The 21,905-nt window shown below is 66.6% G+C and carries 17 protein-coding genes and 2 pseudogenes; 9 read left to right on the top strand and 10 right to left on the bottom strand.

Going from position 1 to position 21,905, the window contains the following annotated elements; genetic code table 11:
- Positions 1 to 219: 219 nt before the first annotated feature.
- From CRT60_RS03205 to CRT60_RS03175, 7 genes and pseudogenes are all read left to right on the top strand, one after another.
- A complete protein-coding gene (locus CRT60_RS03205; protein WP_098734998.1) occupies positions 220 to 816 on the top strand; it encodes a DUF6088 family protein in 597 nt (198 codons plus the stop codon).
- On the top strand, positions 809 to 1,843 hold the full coding sequence (locus CRT60_RS03200) for a nucleotidyl transferase AbiEii/AbiGii toxin family protein (RefSeq protein WP_098734997.1): 1,035 nt from the start codon (positions 809 to 811) through the stop codon (positions 1,841 to 1,843). Before CRT60_RS03205 ends, CRT60_RS03200 begins: the two co-directional genes overlap by 8 nt.
- 361 nt (positions 1,844 to 2,204) lie before the next feature.
- Positions 2,205 to 3,140, top strand: coding sequence for an IS110 family RNA-guided transposase (locus CRT60_RS03195; protein ID WP_098735133.1), 936 nt, complete (start codon positions 2,205 to 2,207; stop codon positions 3,138 to 3,140).
- A gap of 281 nt (positions 3,141 to 3,421) precedes the next feature.
- Positions 3,422 to 3,571, top strand: a pseudogene (locus CRT60_RS03190) (helix-turn-helix domain-containing protein); the annotation flags it as partial.
- A gap of 1 nt (position 3,572) precedes the next feature.
- Positions 3,573 to 3,950: pseudogene (locus CRT60_RS03185) on the top strand (DDE-type integrase/transposase/recombinase); the annotation flags it as partial.
- A 455-nt stretch (positions 3,951 to 4,405) separates the two neighbouring features.
- Entirely contained in the window at positions 4,406 to 5,410 is a 1,005-nt protein-coding gene (locus tag CRT60_RS03180) for a methyl-accepting chemotaxis protein (protein WP_143273041.1), read from the top strand.
- Positions 5,411 to 5,519: 109 nt separating this feature from the next.
- Entirely contained in the window at positions 5,520 to 6,488 is a 969-nt protein-coding gene (locus CRT60_RS03175; protein WP_098735132.1) for an IS5 family transposase, read from the top strand.
- Between the two features lie 238 nt (positions 6,489 to 6,726).
- On the opposite strand, the gene CRT60_RS03170 is transcribed toward CRT60_RS03175, so the two are convergent.
- The 10 genes from CRT60_RS03170 to CRT60_RS03125 form a co-directional block, all read right to left on the bottom strand.
- Positions 6,727 to 8,028 carry a TRAP transporter large permease subunit gene (locus CRT60_RS03170; RefSeq protein WP_098734995.1) on the bottom strand — a complete coding sequence of 434 codons (1,302 nt, stop codon included), beginning with the start codon at positions 8,026 to 8,028 and terminating at the stop codon, positions 6,727 to 6,729.
- 16 nt (positions 8,029 to 8,044) lie between these two features.
- Positions 8,045 to 8,545 carry a TRAP transporter small permease gene (locus CRT60_RS03165; protein WP_098734994.1) on the bottom strand — a complete coding sequence of 167 codons (501 nt, stop codon included), beginning with the start codon at positions 8,543 to 8,545 and terminating at the stop codon, positions 8,045 to 8,047.
- Positions 8,546 to 8,616: 71 nt separating this feature from the next.
- Positions 8,617 to 9,669: a TRAP transporter substrate-binding protein gene (locus tag CRT60_RS03160; protein WP_098734993.1), complete on the bottom strand. Its 1,053-nt coding sequence runs from the start codon at positions 9,667 to 9,669 to the stop codon at positions 8,617 to 8,619.
- 48 nt (positions 9,670 to 9,717) lie between these two features.
- A complete protein-coding gene (locus CRT60_RS03155; protein WP_098734992.1) occupies positions 9,718 to 11,430 on the bottom strand; it encodes a hydantoinase B/oxoprolinase family protein in 1,713 nt (570 codons plus the stop codon).
- A gap of 27 nt (positions 11,431 to 11,457) precedes the next feature.
- Complete coding sequence (locus CRT60_RS03150; RefSeq protein ID WP_161957962.1) at positions 11,458 to 13,536, bottom strand: hydantoinase/oxoprolinase family protein; 2,079 nt, start codon at positions 13,534 to 13,536, stop codon at positions 11,458 to 11,460.
- Positions 13,537 to 13,595: 59 nt separating this feature from the next.
- Positions 13,596 to 14,924 (bottom strand): Rieske 2Fe-2S domain-containing protein, encoded by a 1,329-nt coding sequence (locus tag CRT60_RS03145; protein WP_098734990.1) that lies wholly within the window; start codon positions 14,922 to 14,924, stop codon positions 13,596 to 13,598.
- 206 nt (positions 14,925 to 15,130) lie between these two features.
- Entirely contained in the window at positions 15,131 to 16,498 is a 1,368-nt protein-coding gene (locus tag CRT60_RS03140) for an MFS transporter (RefSeq protein ID WP_098734989.1), read from the bottom strand.
- A 40-nt stretch (positions 16,499 to 16,538) separates the two neighbouring features.
- Complete coding sequence (locus CRT60_RS03135) at positions 16,539 to 17,171, bottom strand: MarR family winged helix-turn-helix transcriptional regulator (protein ID WP_204561635.1); 633 nt, start codon at positions 17,169 to 17,171, stop codon at positions 16,539 to 16,541.
- 103 nt (positions 17,172 to 17,274) lie between these two features.
- The gene (locus CRT60_RS03130) at positions 17,275 to 18,558 is read right to left on the bottom strand and encodes a Gfo/Idh/MocA family oxidoreductase (protein ID WP_098734987.1); all 1,284 of its coding nucleotides are present in this window, start codon (positions 18,556 to 18,558) and stop codon (positions 17,275 to 17,277) included.
- Between the two features lie 26 nt (positions 18,559 to 18,584).
- Complete coding sequence (locus CRT60_RS03125) at positions 18,585 to 19,358, bottom strand: sulfite exporter TauE/SafE family protein (protein ID WP_098734986.1); 774 nt, start codon at positions 19,356 to 19,358, stop codon at positions 18,585 to 18,587.
- Positions 19,359 to 19,608: 250 nt separating this feature from the next.
- On the opposite strand from CRT60_RS03125, the gene CRT60_RS03120 reads away from it, so the two are divergent.
- Positions 19,609 to 20,580, top strand: coding sequence for a PDR/VanB family oxidoreductase (locus CRT60_RS03120; protein WP_204561632.1), 972 nt, complete (start codon positions 19,609 to 19,611; stop codon positions 20,578 to 20,580).
- A 259-nt stretch (positions 20,581 to 20,839) separates the two neighbouring features.
- Positions 20,840 to 21,808, top strand: a complete 969-nt coding sequence (locus CRT60_RS03115; protein WP_098734985.1) for an ABC transporter substrate-binding protein — start codon at positions 20,840 to 20,842, stop codon at positions 21,806 to 21,808.
- Positions 21,809 to 21,905: the final 97 nt, after the last annotated feature.

Raw genomic sequence — 21,905 nt, 5'->3', positions numbered from 1 at the left:
CAACGCGACCAAAGTAGATTTCTCAGCAACATCAACGTAATAGGGCGCAAAGCAATGCCCCAGACTTGGATTTTGGTTCACACCATCCGGCCTCTACCCTGCACATTGGCGGGATAGCAGGGCACGCTCCACATAACCGACCACCTCTTGAATGTCAGGAAAAAATAGCCTATTTTCTGACATATGAAAGCTACAGCCACATCGGTTCCTGATCGGATCATGAAACGCGCCCGTGCCCGCGGGCGTGGTGGCGTTTTCACGCCGAGCGACTTCTTGGACGTGGCAGGACGGTCGGCGATCGATCAGGCGCTTTCGCGGCTGGCCAAGAGCGGTCAGCTTCGTCGTCTGGCGCGGGGGCTATACGACTTTCCCAAGATTCATCCGAAGCTCGGCCCTCTTTCACCGGCACCGGATGATGTGGCCCACGCATTGGCGCGGGAGACGGGTTCGCAAGTGCAGGTCGCTGGTGCTCGTGCAGCCAATGAGCTCGGTCTGTCGACGCAGGTTCCGGCAAAGAGTACCTACCTCACTAATGGCCCCTCCCGTCGGGTTGTGCTGGGCAAGCGCGTCGTCGATCTTCGGCACGCTTCGCCCAAGCACCTCATCGCGCCGGGAAGTGCGGCCGGCACCGTGGTCCAAGCCTTGCGTCATGTCGGGGTCTTCCGTGCCGCCGACGTTGAGCAGGTTGCGGCTCGTCACCTTTCTGCCAAGGATAAGAAGACGCTTGCGTCTACAGCCGTTCAGGCGCCTGCATGGATGCGGCCGACGCTCGTGTCTATCGCAAACACCGTGTCGTCAGGTGAGGCTGATGGATAAGGTCGCTCTACTTCCCGCCCAAGATCGTGCCGCCCTATTCGGGGAGACCGGCGCGTCTCGCGGCGTCGCGGATACCATCATTGAGAAAGATTTCTGGGTCTGCTGGACACTGCGCCGTCTCTTTGAGCAACCGGCCGATACCGCGGCGCTCGTGTTCAAGGGCGGCACCTCTCTCTCCAAGGCCTTCAACGCCATCCGTCGCTTCTCGGAAGATATCGACCTGTCTTTCGATCGGGCCGATCTCGGCTACACCGGGGACCGAGATCCGGAGAAAGAAGGCCTAAGTAGAAAGAAGGCGGGGCAGCTCATCGACAAGCTAACTCACGACGTCGAGTTGTACATCGCTGAAAATCTTCTTCCTGCGCTTCGTATTGCAATCATCAAACAGCTTGGCGAACCGACCAATGACGAATGGGCATTGGAGATCGATGCCGCCGACGCTCAAACATTGAACTTCCACTATCCTACCGCGCTCACAGCGACGGAATACAGGAGCATGGGGTACATCACTCCCCGCGTGAAGCTCGAATTCGGCGCTCGCGGCGACCCCTGGCCAACTGAAGAGCGGATCATCCGGCCCTATGCAGCGGACGATTTTCCTGACTTCTTCGAAGACTCGGACAGCACTGTCGTCGTCCTATCCGCTCGACGCACCTTTTGGGAGAAAGCGACGGCGTTGCATGCCGAGGCTCACAGGCCCGCTGGATCGCCGACACCACAATATTTTTCACGGCACTATTACGATCTCGCCATGCTCCTCGATACCAGCGACGGAAAAATCGCCGCTGGGGACTTTGAGCTTCTCGCGCAGGTCGCCAGGCACAAAGCCACGTTCTTCCGCTCCGGCTGGGCCAATTACGATACCGCTCGCCCAGGAACGCTGCAGCTCTTGCCGCACGAGACGAGGATCAAGGACCTTCGCGCCGACTACAGAGCAATGGCACCCATGATGTTCGATGAAAAGCCTCCGTCTTTTGATGACATACTTGCGAAAATCAAGACGCTTCAAGAAACAATAAACAAATAGCGGGATTAAGCTGGAGCAGTACTTGTGCTCTGATGCAGCGCAGACAACGGAGGTTGCCGTCGGCATCACGGTACTTGACCGCACGATCGATCTTGGGCGCTCGAACTCCGTCCGATTCTCATGGCCGACGGTGGGGCCGGAGTGATCTCCAGCCCTTGTGTCTTTGAATTTTGCTAGAGAAGAAGCCCTGGGGGGTGGGGCATGCCCCACCCCCCAGGGTGGAGCGGCACCCGCTAAACCCTTGGCCCTGGCCGGCCGCGGATGAGCTTGGGACCGCTCCGCCGTCTTCCACGCCCGAACAGTTGCCTGGCACGACCGCCGAACAGGCAAGGAAGGGATCCGAAGAATGGCACTTCTTCTCATATTTGTCGGCATTGATGTAAGCAAAGACGCTCTCGATGTCCATCTCCTGCCCGGCAACGCTTCCTGGCGCGCGGACAACACCGAGCAGGGCTGGAAACAACTGATGGCGTGGCTGCAACGCCACGGCGAGCCGGCCCAGATCACCATCGCCCTGGAGGCCAGCGGTGGCTTCGAGAAGGGCTGCGCCCGCAAGTTCGCCGAGGCGGGCTATACCGTCTCCATCCTCGATCCGGTACGCGTGCGCCGCTTCGCCGAGGCCGCCGGTCAGTTCGCCAAGACCGACGCCATCGACGCCCGCGTCATCGCCCGCTTCGCCCAGACCTTCACCACCACCCCGGCGGTCTTCGACCAAGCCACCGAGCGGCTGGCTGAGACTGTGCGCTGGCGCCGCCAGCTGATCGAGCAGAAGACCGCGCTGGACAATCAACTGCGTGGCTTGACCAGCACCTCCCTGCGCCGTGCCACGCGCGGCCTGCTGACCCGGCTCGAAACGCTGATCGAGCGGATCAGCGACGAGATCGCCAAGCAGATCCAGGCCAATCCGGCCTGGACCGCCGTGACCAAGCCGATCCACTCGATCAAGGGAGTCGGCCCGGTCACGGTCGCCACCCTGCTGGCCGAGTTGCCTGAACTGGGCAGGCTCGACCGGCGAAAGATCGCCGCATTGGTTGGGGTGTGCCCTTACACCCGCCAAAGCGGCAAGAGCGACGCCAAGCGCATGATCCGCGGTGGGCGCCTTGGACTGCGCAACGCACTCTACATGGCCGCACTAACCGCCATGCGATATGATCCAACCCTCAAAGCCTTCTCCGAGCGCCTCAGAGCCGCCGGAAAGCCGGGAAAGGTCGCTGTCGTCGCTGTCATCCACAAAATGCTGACAATTCTCAACGCTCGGGTCCGTGACGCACTGGCAGCCATTCCCACCAACACATGAACAAGACAGTTGCTCATCACTTCCGTGCAACATGGTCCCATGATGTTGAGATGATGTTGAGGTCACTTGATAATCATCAACTTTGACGAACGCTTCCCTTGGCCTGATTGTCAATGATCCAGGACGTGAAACTTTTGCGTTTTTAGACCTATGCGATATCGCATGATCGGATTCTATTTCCATAACACAGATTATGTGCGTTTTATCTTGTAAGCGCGGTAGGTTCTATTCTGAAGTGCAACTTTCTTGTAATCACAGGGCTTTACGGGTCGTGAGCGCTGATGGGTGAGCATTATTCGCAGATCGATTTCGCCGAGCGCCGCCGCATCCAGGATATGCGCGACGCCAAGATGCCGGTGACGGCGATCGCCGAGGCTTTGGGCCGTCACCGGTCGACCATTCACCGGGAAATCCGGCGCAACTTCTATCACGCGCGATGCCAAGGCGGCCAAGCGCCTGCTCCGCAAGCTGCTGAAGAAGCAGGGTTCGGCCCCGCGGGTGATGGTGACGGATAAGCTGAAGTCCTATGCGGCCGCCAAGCGGACGATCATGCCGGGAGTGGAACACCGCCAGCATAAGGGCCTCAACAACCGTGCCGAAAACTCCCACCAACCGACCCGACGACGCGAGAGGCAGATGAAACGCTTCAAGTCAGCCCGCCATGTTCAGCGTTTCCTGTCCATCCACGACCCGATCGCCAACCTCTTCCACCTTCGCCGCGACCACCGCCCTGCTGCCGACTATCGGAAGGCTCGCACCCAGGCGTTCCAGGTCTGGGCCGCAGTCGCCGGCGCGCCGCTGTTCGCGTAATCAGCAGACCGCTGCTGTCCGCCGTGCCTTCACTCTGCCTAGTCGTCGACAAATTGACGGTGCCATCTCGCGCGTTGACACCACAGGGCTCAGTCCAAGGCGGAACTGCGAATGAAGAATGTGCGCATCGCCGGGAAGATTCTCGGCATCGTCATTGTCCTGGGAACGGTCTCGGTACTGACCACCTTGGTGGGCGGCTATGGCCTGTCGAAGCTTGGCGGCGAATTGCGCCGGGTCGAGTATGCCGGCCATGAAGCGGCACAGGGTGCCCGGCTCTACCGCTACTTGGTCGAGCTAAGCCGGGCCGAATACCAGATGGGCGCCAACCCGACGAGCGTGGCGACGATCGAAGTGGTCGTCGCCGACCGCAAGGCTGAGGTGCGCGCACATCTGGATCAGGCGCAGACCAGGGGATCGTCAAGCCCATCGGCACGGCGGTGGCCTGCCTGCGCCGCTTGGCCGACGGCGACCTCTCGGTCGACATTACCGGCGCCGACCGCCGGGATGAGGTGGGCGACATCGCCCGCGCCTTGGCGGTGTTCAAGGAGAACGCCCTCGACCGGCAACGCATCCAGGCCGAACAGGAAGCGGAGGCCGAGCGCAAACTGGCCCGGGCCGACAAGGTCAGCGAGACCATCCGCCTGTTCGACCGCGAGGTCAATGACGCCCTGACTGTCATGAGCGCCGCCTCTGCCGCGCTGGAGACGACGGCCCACTCCCTGTCAGCCACGGCGGAGGAGGCGTCGGGACAGATGGCCGCCGTCGGCAGCGCCGCGAGGCAGACTGCCTCGAACGTGCAGACGGTTGCCGCGGCGACCGAGGAGTTGACCTCAACCGTGCAGGAAGTCTCGCGTCAGATGAACGAGGCGCGCAATTTCGCCAGCGAGGCGGCGCGGCAGGCAGAGCAGGCGCAGGGCCAGGTTGGCGCGTTGACCGAGTCGGGCCAGCGGATCAACGACGTGATTGATCTCATCCAGGGCATCGCCAGCCAGACCAACCTGCTTGCCCTGAACGCCACCATCGAGGCGGCACGCGCCGGCGAGGCCGGCAAGGGCTTCGCCGTAGTGGCGTCCGAGGTCAAGCAGTTGGCCACCCAGACCTCGCAGGCGACCGACGAGATCCGCAGCCAAGTCAGCGCGATGCAGACTACCATCGGCGGAGCGGTTTCGGGCATCCAGTCGATTGCGGCGGTGATCTACCGCCTCAACGAAATGGCGACCATGGTGGCCGCCGCCGTCGAGCAACAGGGAGCGGCCACCGCTGAAATCGGCCGCAATGCCGTCGAGGCCGCGCAAGGTACCGCCGAAGTGACCCTCAACATCGGCAGGCTGAAATTCGCTTCGGAATCGACCGCAACGGGATCGAACCAGGTCCTGCAATCCGCTCAGCGAGTGGCAGAGCGGGCCGTCGCGTTGAAGGCCGGCATTCACGCCTTTATCACGGAGGTGAAGGAGGCGTGATGGGGGATGCCATCGTGTGAAGTCGCGCGACTTTGGCGCACAACGGGCTATTGCACGGATAGGGCTGATGCCGTAGGCCATGGCTCCGCCTCCGTTCAGGTTCCTGGCCGTGCCCTACAAAGCGAACGCTGCCCGCCGTCACCACATCACACGGCCGAAGCGGCGCGTGACCAATTGGGCCGCTTATGACGAGGCCTTGCGTCAGCGCGGCAGCCTCACCGTCTGGGTGAGCGACGAGGCGGTCGCGCAGTGGAAGGCGGCGCCCCGGACCACACCGGGTGGTCAGCCCCACTACTCGGACTTGGCGATCACCACGGCCTTGATGCTGAGGGCAGTGTTCCGTCTGGCGCTGCGCCAGACCGAGGGGCTGATCGGTTCCGTCTTGCACCTGCTCGGGCTTGATCTGCCGGTGCAGGATCACTCCACCATCGCGCGCCGGGCCCGGACGGTGACGCTGCCCTCAGCACCGCGCTCGAGCGGCGCGCCCATCCACCTGCTGGTGGACAGCACCGGGCTGAAGCTGTGTGGGCCGGGCGAATGGCTGATCGAGAAGCATGGTACCAAGAAGCGGCGCTCCTGGCACGCCTTGCACATCGGCATGGACGCGGGCAGCGGCCGGATTGTCGCCGCCACGCTGACCGACCGCGGCGTCGATGACGCCTCGCAAGTCGGCCCCTTGCTCGATCAGATCGCCAGACCGGTGGCCTCGCTGACCGGGGACGGCGCGTATGACCGGAGCGGCGTCTACGCGGCCGTGCACGAGCGCCATCCCGAGGCGGCCGTGGTGGCACCACCGCGCAGCGATGCCGTGCTCGGCGACACCGCCCAGACCGTGCCCAGCCAGCGTGACCGCCACATCCAGATAATCGCGCAGCAGGGCCGAATGGCGTGGCAGCGGGCCAGCGGCTACAACAAGCGGGCGGGCGTGGAAAGCCAAATGGCGCGCTGGAAGGGTGTCCTTGGCGAGGCGCTGCGCTTCCACTGTGACGCGGCGCAGGCCACCGAGGTGGCCATCGGCGTCGCGGTCCTCAACCGCATGCTCGACCTTGGACGCCCGAACTCGGTCCGCGTCGTCTGATTATCAACGGGGCTCGGGCAATCTCTTGCTCAGCTCACCTCGCTGCAACACGCCGATCGGGGCGCGTCGTCATGCCGTCCCATACCCCGCACGGCCCGCCCCGGCAACTGGGTGGTTAACAAGTTGACGGTACCGGATCTCCATATCCGTTGAGAGCCGATCCCCTTCAGGTGGTGTCACTCACCAGAAACAGGGGCGTCCATCCCATCAGAACCAACGCTGCTCTGAGCGGTACCGGTCAGCGCATGGCCGTGACCAATACGGAGACGATCCCGGGAAAGGCGAGCACGACCCCGACCGCCAGCAGTTCCAGGACGACGTAGGGACCGCAGATCCGGTAGATTTCGCCCATGCTGATGTCCGGCGGCGCCACCGCCTTCAGCGCGAACAGGTTGAGGCCGAAGGGTGGCGTGATGCCGCCGATGCCAACGATCATCGAGAACAGCACACCGAACCACACCGGCTCGACCCCCAGGGTCTGGATGGCGTTGATCACCAAGGGAATGGTGACGAAGATGACGGAAGTCTGATCCATGAAACAGCCCAGTACCAACGCGATCAGCAGAACGATCAGCACCGCGACGGTGGGGGAACTGGTCACGCCCGCCAGAAACTCGGCGAAACCCGGTGCGATCCCGGTGATCGCCAGGATCTGGCTGTAGGCCTTGGAACCGGCGACGATCAGCATGATCATCGCCGCGATCTCCAGGGCGTCCATCAGGCTTTCGTTGAAGACACGCCAGTTCATCCGGCCATAGGCGGCGGCGACGACAAAGGTCGCGAACGCCCCGGTCGCCGACGCCTCGGTCGGAGTCGCCACCCCCAGATAGATCACCCCGGTGACGAAGAACACCGGCACGATCATCGGCAGCAGCAGCAGCACCCCGCCGAGCCGTACGCGCAGAGTCGCCGGCACCTCCGCCAGCACGCCAGTAAAGCGGCGCGCCTTGATGGCAATGTAGCTGCAGAACAGCAGGATGACGACGATGGCCGGACCGACTCCGGCAATCAGCAGGTCGGCGATGGGAATGCCGGCGAGGCTGCCGATCAGCACGGCCCCGAGGCTCGGCGGGATCAGGTTGGCCAGCGTGCCCGATCCGATGATCGGTCCCATGGCCAGCGTGTTGTCATAGCCGCGCCGCCGCAGGTCGCCGACCATGGTCGCTCCCATCACCGCGGTGGAGGCGACGCTCGCCCCCATCAGCGCACCGTAAAGCGCCCCGCTGCCGATCGCGACGTAGCAACCCGATGCCCGCACGCCGGACAGGATGCGATCGACCGCGTCCAGCACGACGCTGCTCAGCCCGGTGCGGACGAAGATCGTCCCCATCAGCAGGAAGAAGGGGATCGCCGTCAGATGGATGCTGGCGACGCTGGAGAAGGAGGCATGGACGACGAAGGACAGCGCCTCCACCGATCCGAACAGGAAATAGGCGGCGACGATATTGATGATACCGAAGGCGAAAGCGACGGGGATGTTGCTGGCCATCGCCAAGACAAGGCCGCCGGCAAGCAGCAGAAACGCGGTGTACCATTCCATGACCGATCCCTCCCCTTCACTCGGCCGCCACGCGCGGGGCCGGCACGCCGCGCAGGTAGGCGCGCAGATCCTCGATGCCGTTCAGCGCGAACTCCAGGGCCATCAGGCCGCTGCCGACCGGCAGCACCCAGTAGATCGTCCATTGCGGAACCAGGATGGCGTCGGAGAACTGCGAATCACGGGCCAGGATGCGGGCCAATTCGCTCCACGCCAGCCATGTGAAGCCGGCGTTATAGAGGAAGCCGACCAGCCCCAGCACGGCGCCCAACAAGGGGCGGGTCTGCGGGCCGAGGGATTCCTGCAGCAGATCGACAGCGATGTGCCGCCGTCGCGCCAGCACCCAGGGCGCCGCCAGGAAGGTGATGTAGACCATGCCGTAACCGGTGATCTGGTCGGCCCAGACGACCGGTGAGTCGAAGACGTAGCGCAGCACGACGTTGGTGCAGACCAGCCCGACCAGCGCCACGAGGACGACGCGGCTGAACAGCTCCAGCGCCTTGGAGATGGGACGGACCATGATGGCTCCGTTGCGTGTGGAACGATGCAGGACGCCGAGGTCGCGCTCCGGCGCGCCGTTGGCTCATCGGATCAGTTCACGGCCGATCTCAGCTCGAACTTCTCGATGATCTCGTCCTTGTATTTGGAATTGCCGACCAGCCCGGTCAGAATCTCCTTGGGGATCGTCTGGTTCAGGATGGTCTTCAGTTCAGGGGACGACGGCACGACCTGCACGCCGTAGCGCGTCTTCATCTTGTCCATCGCCGCCGCAACGCGGTTCTTCATCCAGGCGAAGCCCTCGACCTCGGTTTCCCGCGCCGTCTCGTCCAGCATCCGCCGGAGGTCCTCCGGCAGCGCATCCCAGCTCTTGGCCGAGATGTAGGTCTCGGTCTCGATGTCGGCGACGTTGGCTTCGGTGACGAATTTCAGCAACTCGCCTTCGTTCAGCAGGTCGATCGACAGCGGATCGCGCAACGCGCCGTCGAGCAGGCCGGTACGCAGAGCCGAATAGACCTCGTTGCTGGCGATGCTGGTGGGCACGATGTCGAGATGACGGACCAGCGGTGCAGTGGTGTCGCCGAAGGTGCGGATCTTCTGACCGCGCGCGTCTTCCGGCTTGGCGATGGGCCGGTTCTTGGTCCACAGGTAGAAGGACAGGCCGGGGCTGGAATATTGCAGGAAGACGACGTCGGCCTTCTCCCGCGAAATCCTCTGGAGCAACGGCGCCGCCTGCTTGGCAGTGCGAATGTGCTCATCGAAGGGCAGATAGTGGAAGAACTGGAGGTCGCGCAACTCGTTGAAGTAGAGCGACGTCGCGACCATCATATCGAACTGGCCGGTCTGCAACGCCTTCAACTGGTCGAACGGCGCCACGATCTCCGGCCCGCCGATGACGCGGATGCGCGCCTTGCCGGTTGCCTTCTTATTGAAGCGTTCGATGAACAGCTTCACCACATGCATCTTGTCGCCCGCCGGGCCGTCGAGCGGGAAGGAGCTGATGAGGGTGAGCGTCCTTTCGGCCGCGGCGGCCTGCGTGACGGGGAACAGCGCAGCCCCCGCCGCCAGCAGGACCGAAAGCGCCGCGACCAGCCGCCCGCGGGAATCGCCCTGGATGGACCGGCGCCGGAACAATGGAATGGCCATGTCTTTTCCTCCGTGTTCGTTTTTCGTCGTCGCCTCGGACGTCCGCCGTCACGCCACCCGTTGCGGAACGGCGGCGCGGTAGCGGCCCCCCGGCAAGGGGGTCAGCACGATCCCGTAATCGGCCGCCGCCCGCTCCGGGGTGACGTAGCCGTCCTCGACATCGGCCAGCACCGCGTCGGGCGACCGCTCCCTCGGGTCGCCCCAGCCGCCGCCGCCCGCCTGCTCGATCGCCACGCGGGTGCCGGCGGACAGCGACATCTGGACCAGACCGGGCAGCGACCGTTCGTCCGGCCCGCCCGGATTGATCAGCGTGTGCGAGATCGCCGCCGGCCCGCCGCCGTTGATGCCGCGCGCCCCGAAGGTGCGCTGCGCCAGCCGCGAGATGAACTCGGCGTCCTGCAACAGCTCGAACTCCCGCCGGTAGCCGAGACCGCCGCGATGCTTGCCCGCCCCCGCCCCGTCGGGCCGGATCGAGAAATCGCGGACCAGGACCGGGAATTCGCGCTCGACGATCTCGATCGGCTGGATCGTCTCGAAGATCATGATCGGGTGGATGATGCCGCAGCCGTCGCCGTGCGCGGTGGCGCCCAGGCCGGTTTCCACGATCTCGTAATGGACGTAGTTGTCGCCGGTCCCGCTGGCCTTGTAGCCGAAGGCGAGCGCGCCGACGCCCAGTCCGGAATCCGCCACCGCCTTGTCCGGCGCCAGCTTGCCCAACGCCTCCATCACGCCATTGAACACCAGATGCGTGGTCGGCATGTAGGAGTTGACCGCCGCCGGGAAGCGCGGGTTGACCACCTTGCCCTCTGGACAGACGAAGCGGATCGGCCGGCGCACCCCGTCGTTGTTGGCGATGGAGTGGTCGACGATCGACAGCACGGCGCCGATTGCCGCCGCCTGCACCACCTGGAAGACGGCGTTGGCCGGGCCGGCGCTCTGATCGGCGCTGCCGGTGAAGTCGATGGTCAGCTCGTCACCCTGCTTGGTCAGCGCGATGTGGACGCGGATCGGATCCTTGGACACGCCGTCGCCGTCGTGCCAGTTCTCGGCCTCCGCCCGGCCGTCCGGCAGGGCGGACAGCGCCGCGCGCAGCCGTTTTTCCGACGCGTCGAGAAGCTGGTCGATGGCGCCCAGCACGCCGGCGGTGCCGAACCGGGCGCACAGCTCGCGCATCAGCTCCGCCCCGATGCGGGTGCAGCCGATCTGGCCCCGGATGTCGCCGATCAGCAGGCGCGGCGTGCGCGAGTTGTTCTCCAGAATGCGGAAGACGCTACGGCTGGGCACCCCCGCCTCGACGATCTTCACCGGCGGGATCAGCATCCCTTCATGAAAGACCGAGCGCGAGGCCGGGCTGCCCGATCCCGGCGACAGGCCGCCGACATCGGGCTTGTGGCCGAAGCTGGTGCAGAAGGCGATCAGTTCGCCGTCCACGAAGACCGGCGTCGCCACCGCCACGTCCGGCGTGTGCGAGACGCCGCCGCGGAAGGGGTCGTTCGACACGAAGGCGTCGCCCTCGCGGATCTCCTCCACCGGGTAGGCGGCCAGGATGCCCTCGACCAGCTTGGCGTAGGGGATGGTGTGAGTGGTCATGCCCGACGCGCCGACGATGCGGCCCCGGCGGTCGGTGATGCCGGCGCTGCCGTCGAAGGATTCGCGCAGGATGGTGGAATAGCCGGTGCGGAACAGCCGGTGCTTCATGATCCGCTGGATTTCATCCAGCCGGTTGGCGATCACTTCCAGCGTGATGGGATCGACAGTCATGGACGCTTCCTTGGCAAGCGGCAAAGGTCAGGCGGCGAAGGTCAGGATCAGATTGCCGTGGCGATCGATCTCCGCCCGCTGGCCGGGAATGACGACGGTGGTGGTGTCGGCCTGCTCGACGATGGCCGGGCCGTCGAACCGGTCGCCCGCCCGTAGGTTCGGCCGCCAATAGACCGGCGTGTCGATCCGCTTGTTGGTGCCGTCGAAGCAGACCGGGCGGCGGCGGGCAATGGCGCGGTCGGGGCTGCCGCCGTCGGCCGGCGGGCAATCCGGCAGCCGCAGCTTGGGCAGCACCGCCAGCGAATCGACGCGGAAATTGACGATCTCGACCGCCGTCTCCTGGGCGCAATGTCCATAGGTGCGTTCGTGCAGGCGATGGAAGGCGGCGCGGATCGCCGGCTTGTCGGCGTCCTCCAGGCGGTCGCCCCCGCAGGGCACCGGCAATTCATAGCCCTGGCCGGCGTAGCGGATTTCCAGGATGCGGGTGATGGCCAGCGCGTCGGCGTCGGTGCCCTCCCGCCGCGCCTCGTCCCGCGCGCGCTCCTCCAGCCCGTCGAACAGCGCGTTCATCGCGTCGCAGTCGTAGCCGTCGAGCAGGCCGGGGTTCGATTGCAGGTAGGTGTGGCGGATGTCAGTCAGCAGCAGCCCCATCGCCGACCCCAGCCCCGGATAGGGCGGCACCACCACGGTGCCGATGCCCATGCTGGCGGCGACCATGCTGGCGTGCACCGGCCCGGCGCCGCCGATGGCGACCAGCGCGAAGTCGCGCGGGTTCAGGCCGCGCGCCATCAGGTTCAGCCGCAGTTCGCTTTCCATGTTGCTGTTGACGATCTTGACGATGCCGAAGGCCGCCTCGGCGACCGTCAGCTTCAGCGGCCCGGCGAGGCGGTCGGCGATGGCCCTGGTCGCCCCGTCGAGGTCGAGCGCCAGCCGGCCCTCCAGGAAGCGCGCCGGGTCGAGGAAACCCAGCACCAGATCGGCGTCGGTGACGGTCGGCTCCTCGCCGCCGCGCCGGTAGCAGACCGGACCGGGAACCGCGCCGGCGCTGTCCGGCCCGACATGCAGGCGGCCGTCGGCGCCGATGCGGGCAATGGTGCCGCCGCCGGCGCCGATGGTGCCGATCTCGTTCATCGGCACCGAGCTGTCATGGCCGGCGACCGTGCCTTCGGTGGTCTCGGTGATCTCGCCGTTGACGATGGTGGCGATGTCGGTGCTGGTGCCGCCGACGTCGAAGGTCACGATATTGGGCAGCCCCAGCAGCTCCGACAGGTAGCGGCCGGAGATGACGCCGGCCGCCGGTCCCGACAGCAGGGTCTGCACCGGGTTGGCGCTCGCCACGTCGATGCTCATCAGGCCGCCGTTGGACTGCATGATGAAGACCTGCGGCGTCGTCACCCCGCGCGCCGTCAGCCCGTCGCCCAACCGCCGCAGATAGCGGTCGAGCGTCGGCCCGACATAGGCGTCGAGCACCGTGGTGGACAGCCGCCGGTACTCGCGCACGATGGGCAGGATGTCGCTGGACAGCGAGACGCGGACGTCGGGGAACGCCTTGCGGATCAGGTCGCGCGTCGCCCGCTCGTGCGCCGGATCCATGAAGGAGAACAGGTAGCACACGGCGATGGAGGTGACGCCGTGCGCCTCCGTCAGTTCCTTCACCGCCCGCACTACCTCGCCGGGGTCGAGCGGCGACAGCACCGACCCGTCGTGGGTCAGGCGTTCGCCGATCTCGCGGGTCTGGCGGGCGGGGATCAGCAGGGCCGGCTTGCGGAACTCCGGGTTCAGCATGTCGGTGGCCGAGGGCTGGCGCGACATGCGCGCCACGTAGACGGCGTTGGTCCCCTTGGTGATGAGCAGGCCGGTGCGCACGCCCTTGCGCTCGATCACCGCGTTGGTGGCGACCGTGGTGCCGTGGGCCAGGAAGCCGATGTCGCCCGACTCGACGTCCGGCTCCATCTCCAGGAAGGCGGCGATGCCGTTCAGCACCGCTTCCGACGGGTCGTGCGGCATGGACGGGGTCTTGATGGTGCGCAGCCGGCCGGTCGCCCGGTCCAGTGCGATGACGTCGGTGAAGGTGCCGCCGGTGTCGATGCCGATCATCCAGGACATCGTGGTCCTCATGTCATGGGGGGCTTGTTGGGGGAACGGGACGGGTCGGCGCGCGCGCCCTACCCCGCCCGGCGGACGACCGATGCCAGATCGCGGAAACCGGCCCTCTCCTCCGCGCCGACCGCGAAGTCGCGCCAGGAGGCCGTCTTGTCGATGATGCCCTCGAAGGACCGGATGGCGGTCTGCGGCAGGCGCGGTTCGTCGGTGCCCAGCGCCGGCGCGCCCTCCAGGAAGGCCTTCACCCCGGTCAGCATCATCTGGCGGAAGCGGACGATGGCGACGTCGCTGGCTCCCAAATTCTCCCGCGTGCGGTCGACGATGGAGCCCATCGTCTCCTGCATCGCCATGTCCTGGTTGGGAATGCCCTCGATCCCGGTGAAATCGCCCAGCTTCATCAGCAGGCGGTTTTGCAGGTAATCGTTCTCGCGGTTGCGCAGCTTGCGGAAATCCTGGTCCAGGTCGATGCCGGGGCGTGCGTGGTTGTCGCGGCGCCAGCGCTCGGTGTCCAGCGTGATGCGGTCGCTCCAGGCGACGAAGTAGAACATCGTGTTGTGGTCGTCGACCGGCACGAAGACCTGCCCCGACCGCCAGGTGTCGTGCGGCGGGATCAAGGTGGTGAAGGGCGCGATGTAGACGGTGACGCGGACATAGTCGGTGGTGTCCGCGTTGTTGATCGGCGTGCGGATCGCCGCATAGCGGAAACCGTACTGCGTGTGCTGCACCTGGATGCGCGGCGCCTTGTCGACCGATGGACGGACCAGCAGCAGTCGTTCCGTGCCGCCCCGGTCGGTCGACCCGGTGACCGTCGCGTCGCTGCGGATGCTCGACGAATGCAGGGTGGAGGAATGGGCGGAATCGATCGATCCCTCGACGCTCTGGACCCAGTTCGCCGCCTCATGGATCTTGGCGATGGCGATGCTGTTGTCGGGTTTGTCGGCCCAGGGCGGCGGCTGGAACCCGGGCATCGTCGCCTTGTCGCCCATGTAGGCCCAGACGAAGCCGCCGGACTCAACCGTCGGGTAGGCGACGTGCTTGACCTTGGTCCTGAAGGCGCTGCCCGGCGGTTCCGACGGCATCTCGGCAATGTTGCCCTCCAGATCGACGGCCCAGCCGTGATAGAGGCAACGCAGCGTGCAGTTCTCGTTCCGCCCCAGCGCCAGCGATGCGCGGCGGTGCGGGCACAGCTCGTCCATCAAACCGACGCGCCCGTCGTCGGCGCGGAACGCCACCAGATTCTCGCCGAACAGGCGCAACCGCTTGGGCTTGCCGCCGGGTTCGGGCAATTCCTCCGACATGCAGGCCGGCACCCAATGGTGCCGCAGCATCCGTCCCATCGGCGCGTCGCCCTCGACGCGGCACAGCAGTTCGTTGTCCTCTCTGGACAGCATGAACGTCCTCCCCGATCGCGTTCGGTCTTTTCGTTGTGGGTGGTGGTCGGCAATCGTTTGCCGTCGCGGGTCGATGACCGGCGTGATGCGAGGCCGGCGCGACCCGGATGCCAGTGGAAGTTTCGGCAGGACGCCGACAACGTAGATATCTAAGTATTATCGTACGTGAACCAAACAATCATGTCCAGCAGCAATGTCTGAGAGCTCTAAGTATTTTCTGCCGTGGTGCCCGTCGGGCGGCGCAGCAGGCTGGCGACGCAGGCGACGGCGGCAAGCGCGCTGGCGAGGCCGACGGTGATCCCCGTCCCCGGCGCGCCGACCGCGCCGGCCAGTCCGAAGACGACGGCCGCCAGCGCGGCGCCGGTGGTCTGACCCAGCAGGCGGGCGGTCGCCTGGATGCCGCTGGCGCCGCCGCTGCGTTCGCGCGGGGCGCTGGTCGCCATCACCCGGTTGTTGGGCGATTGGAACAGGCCGAACCCCAACCCGCACAACACCATCCGCCACGCGATGTCGGCGACCGTCGGCTGGTCGGGCAGCAGCGCGACCGCCGCCAGTCCGGCGGAGAACAGCGCCAGACCGATGCCGCCCAGCACCCCGGCGTCGTGGCGGTCGGCCAACCGGCCGGCGAAGGGTGCCACCAGGGCCACCGCCGCCGGCCATGGCGTGATCAGCAGCCCGCTTTCCATCGCCGTCCGCCCTAGCCCGTGTTGCAGGTAGAAGGGCAGCGACACGAAGGCGAGGCTCTGCGCGGCGAAGGAGCAGACCGATGCCGTTACCGACAACGCGAAGATCGGCAGGCGCAGCAGATCGACCGGCAGCATCGGCGCCGCCCGCGCGCGCTGGCGCCGCACCAGCAGGGCGCCGCACAACAACGCCGCCGCCACCTCCAGCAACGGCCGCGCGGCGCCGTGGTCGCCGAGATCCTTCAGCCCGTCGATCAGCAGCCCGAAGGTCAGGACGTTCAGCCCGGCGCTGACCAGATCGTACGGCCGCGACGCGCGCGGCGTGTCGGGCAGCGAGCGTGCGGCGATCAGCGCGGTCAGCCCCAGCGGGACATTGATGGCGAACAGCCAGTGCCACGACGCCAGCGACAGCACGAAGGCCCCGGCGGTCGGCCCGGCGGCGGACGCGGTGGCGACGATCAGCGCGTAGAACCCGACCCCCCGTCCCAGCCGCTCGGGCGGGAAGATGTAGCGCAGGAAGGCCAGATTGACGCTCATCGTGCCGGCGGCGCCGAAACCCTGGAACACGCGCGCGACGGTCAGCGTGGTCAGCGAATCCGCCGTGGCGCAGGCCAGCGAGGCCAGCGTGAAGACCGCCAGCCCGCCCAAGTAGACCCGGCGGCAGCCGACGATCTCGGCGAGTGACGACAAGGGGAACAGCAGCACCACAACCGCCAACAGGTAGGCGTTGACGACCCGGATCGAGTCGGCCGCGCCGATCCCGAAATCATGCGCGATGGTCGGCAGCGCCACGTTGACGGCGGCGCCATCCAGCACCGCCAGCAGCAGCGACACCGCCATCGTGAACATGGCCCAATAGCGCCGGGGGGCCGACAGGCCCTTCTCGTCCATGCAAGCGTCCGTCGTTCCGGTGAAGGAAGAGTGAGAGTCGTCAGGGAGCCTTGGACACGCGGGGCGCGCCGGCAGCCTTGGTGCCGTTGCGCCGCCGCTCGGACCGGTCGATGATGCGCGACACCTGCCGGGTGGACGGCATGCGGCGCTGCTCCTTCAACCCGTCCGCCTCGTCGGCGATCAGGTTCTGCACCATGGCGACCAGCGTGCGCCGCGTCGCCGCGATGTCGGCGGGATCGACGCCGCGCACCGCGATGGCGTTGACCTCCTCGGCCAGCGGCACGAGCGTGTCCTTCAGCGCGTGGCCTTCCGGCGTCAGGAAGACATGCACCTTCTTGCGGTTTTCCGGCAGATGGCGGCGGATGACGTAGCCCAGTTTCTCCATCGCCACCAGCGCGGAGAAGGTGGTCGATTCCATCAGCCCGGCGTGGTCGCTCAGCTCGCGCTGGGTCAGCCCGTCGTGCTCCCACAGGATGCGCAGGAAGGTCCAATGGCCGAAGGACACGTCATGCTCGGTCAGCCGCATCTGCAACCCGCGCGACAACCCCCGCAAGGCGTCCTTGACCAAATGGGCCAGACGGTCGTTGGGCACCGCCTCGCGCCATTCCTGGCCGGCGACGCTGGTCGGCGGATCGATGCCCAGCGCCGGGTCGGGGTCACCGCCAACCCTCACTATCTTGTCTTCGGAGCGTGTCACACAGCCACCCATCGCGTTACGGGAACAGACCAACGAGCCGATGCGGCAACGCCACCGGCCTTCAAGCTAACCCACCGCTTCACCGGCTGCCAAGCTCCGGCGATGCGGCCATGCCGGGAACGCCGTCGGGCCGGCCGCGACTGAAGATAGGCGCGTTGCCGGGAACCGCAACCTGGCGGCTCAACGTTACCTCGCGCCCCTCGCGCGCCGACCGCAGCATGGCCAGACAGACCTCCAGCGTCGCCAAACCCCAGGCGCCGCCGTGGACCGGCGGGCGGCCGTCCAGGACGGCGGCGCACAGCTCGTCCAGCACCTCGGCACGCGGCACCGTCGGCGGGGGCAGCGGGTCGAGATGGCGGTCGGCGTCGCCGTAGACCAAGACGCCGCGCGGCGTCGGGCGCAGGTCGGCGCGGTCGCAGGACACCACCACCACGCCAAAATGCTGATGAAAGGGCGGGTCATCGGGAAAGGCGCCCGGCGGTTCGTCGGCGCCGCCATAGATGCGGGTGCTCTTGAAGGCCGCCTCGTCGTCGGGACCGGCGACGCGGCCCAGCAGCCGGCGGGCCTGCCCATAGCGCTCGGGATCCTTGGGCTGGCCGCTCTCGCCGACCCAGCCGCAGAACTCGTCGCTGTCGAAATGGGCGTAGCCGCTGTAGGTCAGGGTCGCGACGGCACCGTTCTCGAAGGTCAGCAGGGCGCTGTAGGCGCCCTCGGTCGGGCGGGCCTGGTCCCAGGCGCCGGTGACCGCGCGCACGCTGCGCACCAGCCCGCCGCCCAGCAGCCGCACGACGTCGACCTGATGGGGCGCCTGGTTGAACATCACGCCGCCGCCCCGCTCCGTCGCCAGCTCCTCCGGCCGGCGGGGCCGGTAGAGGAAGTCGGTGTAGTCCATCGCGGTGATCATGCGGACCGCGCCATACTCCCCGCCGGCGATCAGGTCGCGGGCGCGCAGGATCGGCGCGTCGAAGCCGTGGGTGTGGCCGACGATCAGATGGACACCCGCCGCGTCGGCCGCCGCGATCATCGCCCCGGCCTCCTCCAGCGTCAGCGCCATCGGCTTCTCGACCAGGATGTGCTTGCCCGCCGCCGCCGCCAGCGCGACATGGGCGGCGTGGAACTGGTGCGGAGTCGCGACATAGACGGCGTCCAGCGTCGGGTCGGCGCAGAGCTCCTCCACCGTCGCGTGGGCCGGGGCGCCGCAATCGGCGGCGAAGCGGCGGCGCGCCTCCTCGCGCGGGTCGGCGGCTCCGGCCAGGACGACGCGAGGGTGCCGGGACAGGGTCGCCCGCATCGCCATGAAGCCGCGCCCCAATCCGGCGATGCCGAGCCTCAACCGCCTGTCCGCCGTGCCGTGGTCGGCCATGGGGGTCTCTCCCTTCCGTGGATGGTTCAGAACAGCGCCGATTTGACCAGCAGGCTGAGGCCGCTGATCATCAGGACGCCGGTGATGACGCGGCGGAACTGGCGTTCGTTCAACGCCTGGCGCAGCCTCTGCCCGATCAGCAACCCGCCATAGGCGGGTGCGCCGAGCGCCAGCGAGCCGAGCAGGACCGGCCAGCCCACCGCGTCGCTGGCGATCAGGCTGATGTAGAGCGGAATCGCCCCGCAGACGTAGAACAGCGAGATCGTCACCACGAAGGCGTGGCTGGACAGGTTCAGCCGCAGCAGATAGGCGACCAGCGGCGGCCCCGAGAAGGACGAGATCCCACCCAGCAACCCGGCCACCAGCCCGACCAGCGGCGACAGCAGCCGCTCGTGCCGCACCGGGCGGCGTTCCGCCGCGCCGCGCCGCATCTGCATCAGCGCCATCGCCACGGTGACCAGCCCCAGCCCGATGTTCATCGCGCGCGGCGAGGCCGCCACCAGCGCGTTCGCCCCGATCACCGTGGCCGCCAGCAGCGCCAGGATCAGTCCCCAGAATCGCGCCACCGCGCCGGCCAGCAGGTCGCGGTCGTCCAGTTGCAGCAGGTTGCTCGCCAGCACCGGCACCGCCATCAGCGTGATCGCCAGCGGGGCGGACACCACCTGCAGCATGAGCGGGACGGCGATCATCGGCAGGCCGACCCCGGTCGCCCCCTTCACCACCCCGCCGGACAGCACTGCGACCGTGCAGGCCAGCGCGACGGACAGCGTTCCGCCATCGAAACTCAGCGCGGGATTCATCGTCGGGGTTGGCCTTTCGGGACGTGGCTGTCGCGGCGGACGACGGCGCGGAAAAGACGGCGCGGAAAAACCGGCCGCCGGAAAACCGAGAGGGACCGTCGGATTTAACTTGAACAGGCTATCTTAGACGTCTAAGTTTTGTCAATAGTTGGCGTGCCTAACAAACTTGCAAATCGCCGCGGGCTCCGGACCCACCGTCCGACGATGCCCGCGACGACGACGCCGCCCTTCCAATCCAAGGACCGAAAGCATGGCCGAAGACATCGCCGGCACCGACATGACGACGCTGCGCGTGCGGGACATCGCGCGGCTGGCCGACGACATCGTCGCGTTCGAGCTGGTGTCCCCTGACGGTGCCGAGCTGCCGCCCTTCACGGCGGGTGCCCACCTGTCGGTGCGGGTGCCGAACGGGGCGATCCGCCGCTATTCCCTGTGCAACGACCCGGCCGAACGCGACCGCTACGTCATCGCCGTCAAGCGCGACGCGCAGGGGCGTGGCGGCTCAATCAGCCTGATCGACGACACCCGCGTCGGCGACCGGCTGACGGTGTCGGCGCCGCGCAACGACTTCCCGCTGGACGAGGACGCCGCCCACCACATCTTCATCGCCGGCGGCATCGGCATCACGCCGATCCTGTCGATGATCCGCCGGCTGCGCGCAATCGGTGGGTCCTTTTCGCTGTATTACTGCACGCGAACGCCGGAAATGACCGCCTTCCGCGCGGAGCTGTCGATCCCGGAGCTGGCCGATCAGGTCGTGCTGCACCATGACGGGGGCGACCCGGCCTGCGCGCTGGACCTCTGGCCGGTGCTGGAGACGCGGCCGCGCGGCGCGCATCTCTATTGCTGCGGACCGCGTCCATTGATGCAGGCGGTGCGCGACATGACCGGCCATTGGCCGCCCTCGGCCGTGCATTTCGAAGATTTCGGCACCACCACGACGGTGGATGCGGCGGAGGACCGGCCCTTCACCGTCCGCCTCGCCCACGGCGGCGACACGGTGGAGGTGCCGGCCGGGGTCAGCATCCTGGAGGCGTTGCGCGGTCGCGGCCTGAACCTGCCCAGTTCGTGCGAAAGCGGATCCTGCGGGTCCTGCCTGACCGGGCTGGTCGACGGCGACGTGGATCACCGCGACCTTGTGCTAACCCCGGAGGAACGCAAACGGCACATCATCATCTGCGTGTCGCGCGCGAAATCGGGAACGCTGACCCTCGACCTTTGAGAAGGCGGATTCACGGTTTTGCTTGTGGACAAGAATGTTTGGCATGCTAACCTTATTCTTAGATATCTACGATAAAATGCGGGCCGCAAGGCTTTGCGAAAAAAGCGGGCGACACGCCCGGCGGCGCCGAAAACCGGCGTTCGCGACAGGAAGACGGCCGCCAGTCCACAGGGGACGCCCCCAGGGGCTGCGGAACGGCCGCACCGTCCAACAATCCGCCCATCATTGACCTGATGCGCCGTACGGGAGGAAAGAGACGATGAGAAAGATCGCGCTGCTGTTGGTGGCCCTGTGGACGGCGCCATCCCTGCCGGCCGCCGCCGAGCAGATCAACGTCACCCATTGGGGTGAGATCATGCTCGGCGTGCCCTACGCCGTGGCCTTGGAAAAGGGATACTTCAAGGAGGCCGGCGTCGACATCACCGGCATCATCAGCGCCAAGGGCGGCGGCACCACCGTCCGCAACATCATGGCGAGCGAGTTGCCCTATGGCGAGGTGGCGCCATCCGCCGCCATCGCGGCCATCAAATCCGGCTTGCCGATCAAGATCGTGAACGGCAGCGTCCGCACCATCTCAGACTTCGTGCTGGTGGTGCGCCCGGACAGCGACATCAAGTCTTTGAAGGACGTCGTCGGTAAGAAATGGGGGCTGACCAGCGCCAAGTCGAACACCGACATCCTGTCGGCCATGATGCTGGAAAGGGCCGGCATCCCGCGCGACTCCGTGCAGCGCCCGGCCATCGGCAACCAGGCCGCCGTGCTCCAGGCCATCGAGAACGATTCCGTGCAGATCGGCTTCATCCTGGAACCGATGTGGACCAAGGTCAGCAGCCGGATGCGCAGCATCGGCCGCGCCTCCGACGTGTTGCCGCCGATGCTCCAGACCGTCGGCATCGCGTCGACCGACGTCATCAAGGCGCAGCCCGCCAAGATCCGGGCGATCATTGCCGGCCGCCGCAAGGGCGTCGAGTTTGCCCTGAAGAACCCGACGGAGGCCGCCGACATCCTCGTCAAATACTACGAGGGGCTCGATCCCAAGATCGCCCGCGAGGTGGTCGCCGCGCTCGCCAAGGAGAATTACTGGAGCCCCGGCGACATCGAGATGACCGCTCTGCAACAGACCGTCCACGGCCTGGAACTGGTCGGCGAGGTGGAGAAGGGGTTCGACCTCGCGCCCATCATCGACACGTCGATGCTGCCGACCGATCTCCAAGCGAAGTCCAACTGAGACAGCTGCGGAAGACGATGTCATGCTGACCGCCGAAGAGAACGATCTTCTGTGCCGCGTCGAGGGCGACGCCCCGATGGGCCGAATGATGCGGCGC

The organism is Azospirillum palustre (genome assembly GCF_002573965.1).
Taxonomy (GTDB): domain Bacteria; phylum Pseudomonadota; class Alphaproteobacteria; order Azospirillales; family Azospirillaceae; genus Azospirillum; species Azospirillum palustre.
This window is presented reverse-complemented; position numbering and strand designations above follow the sequence as displayed.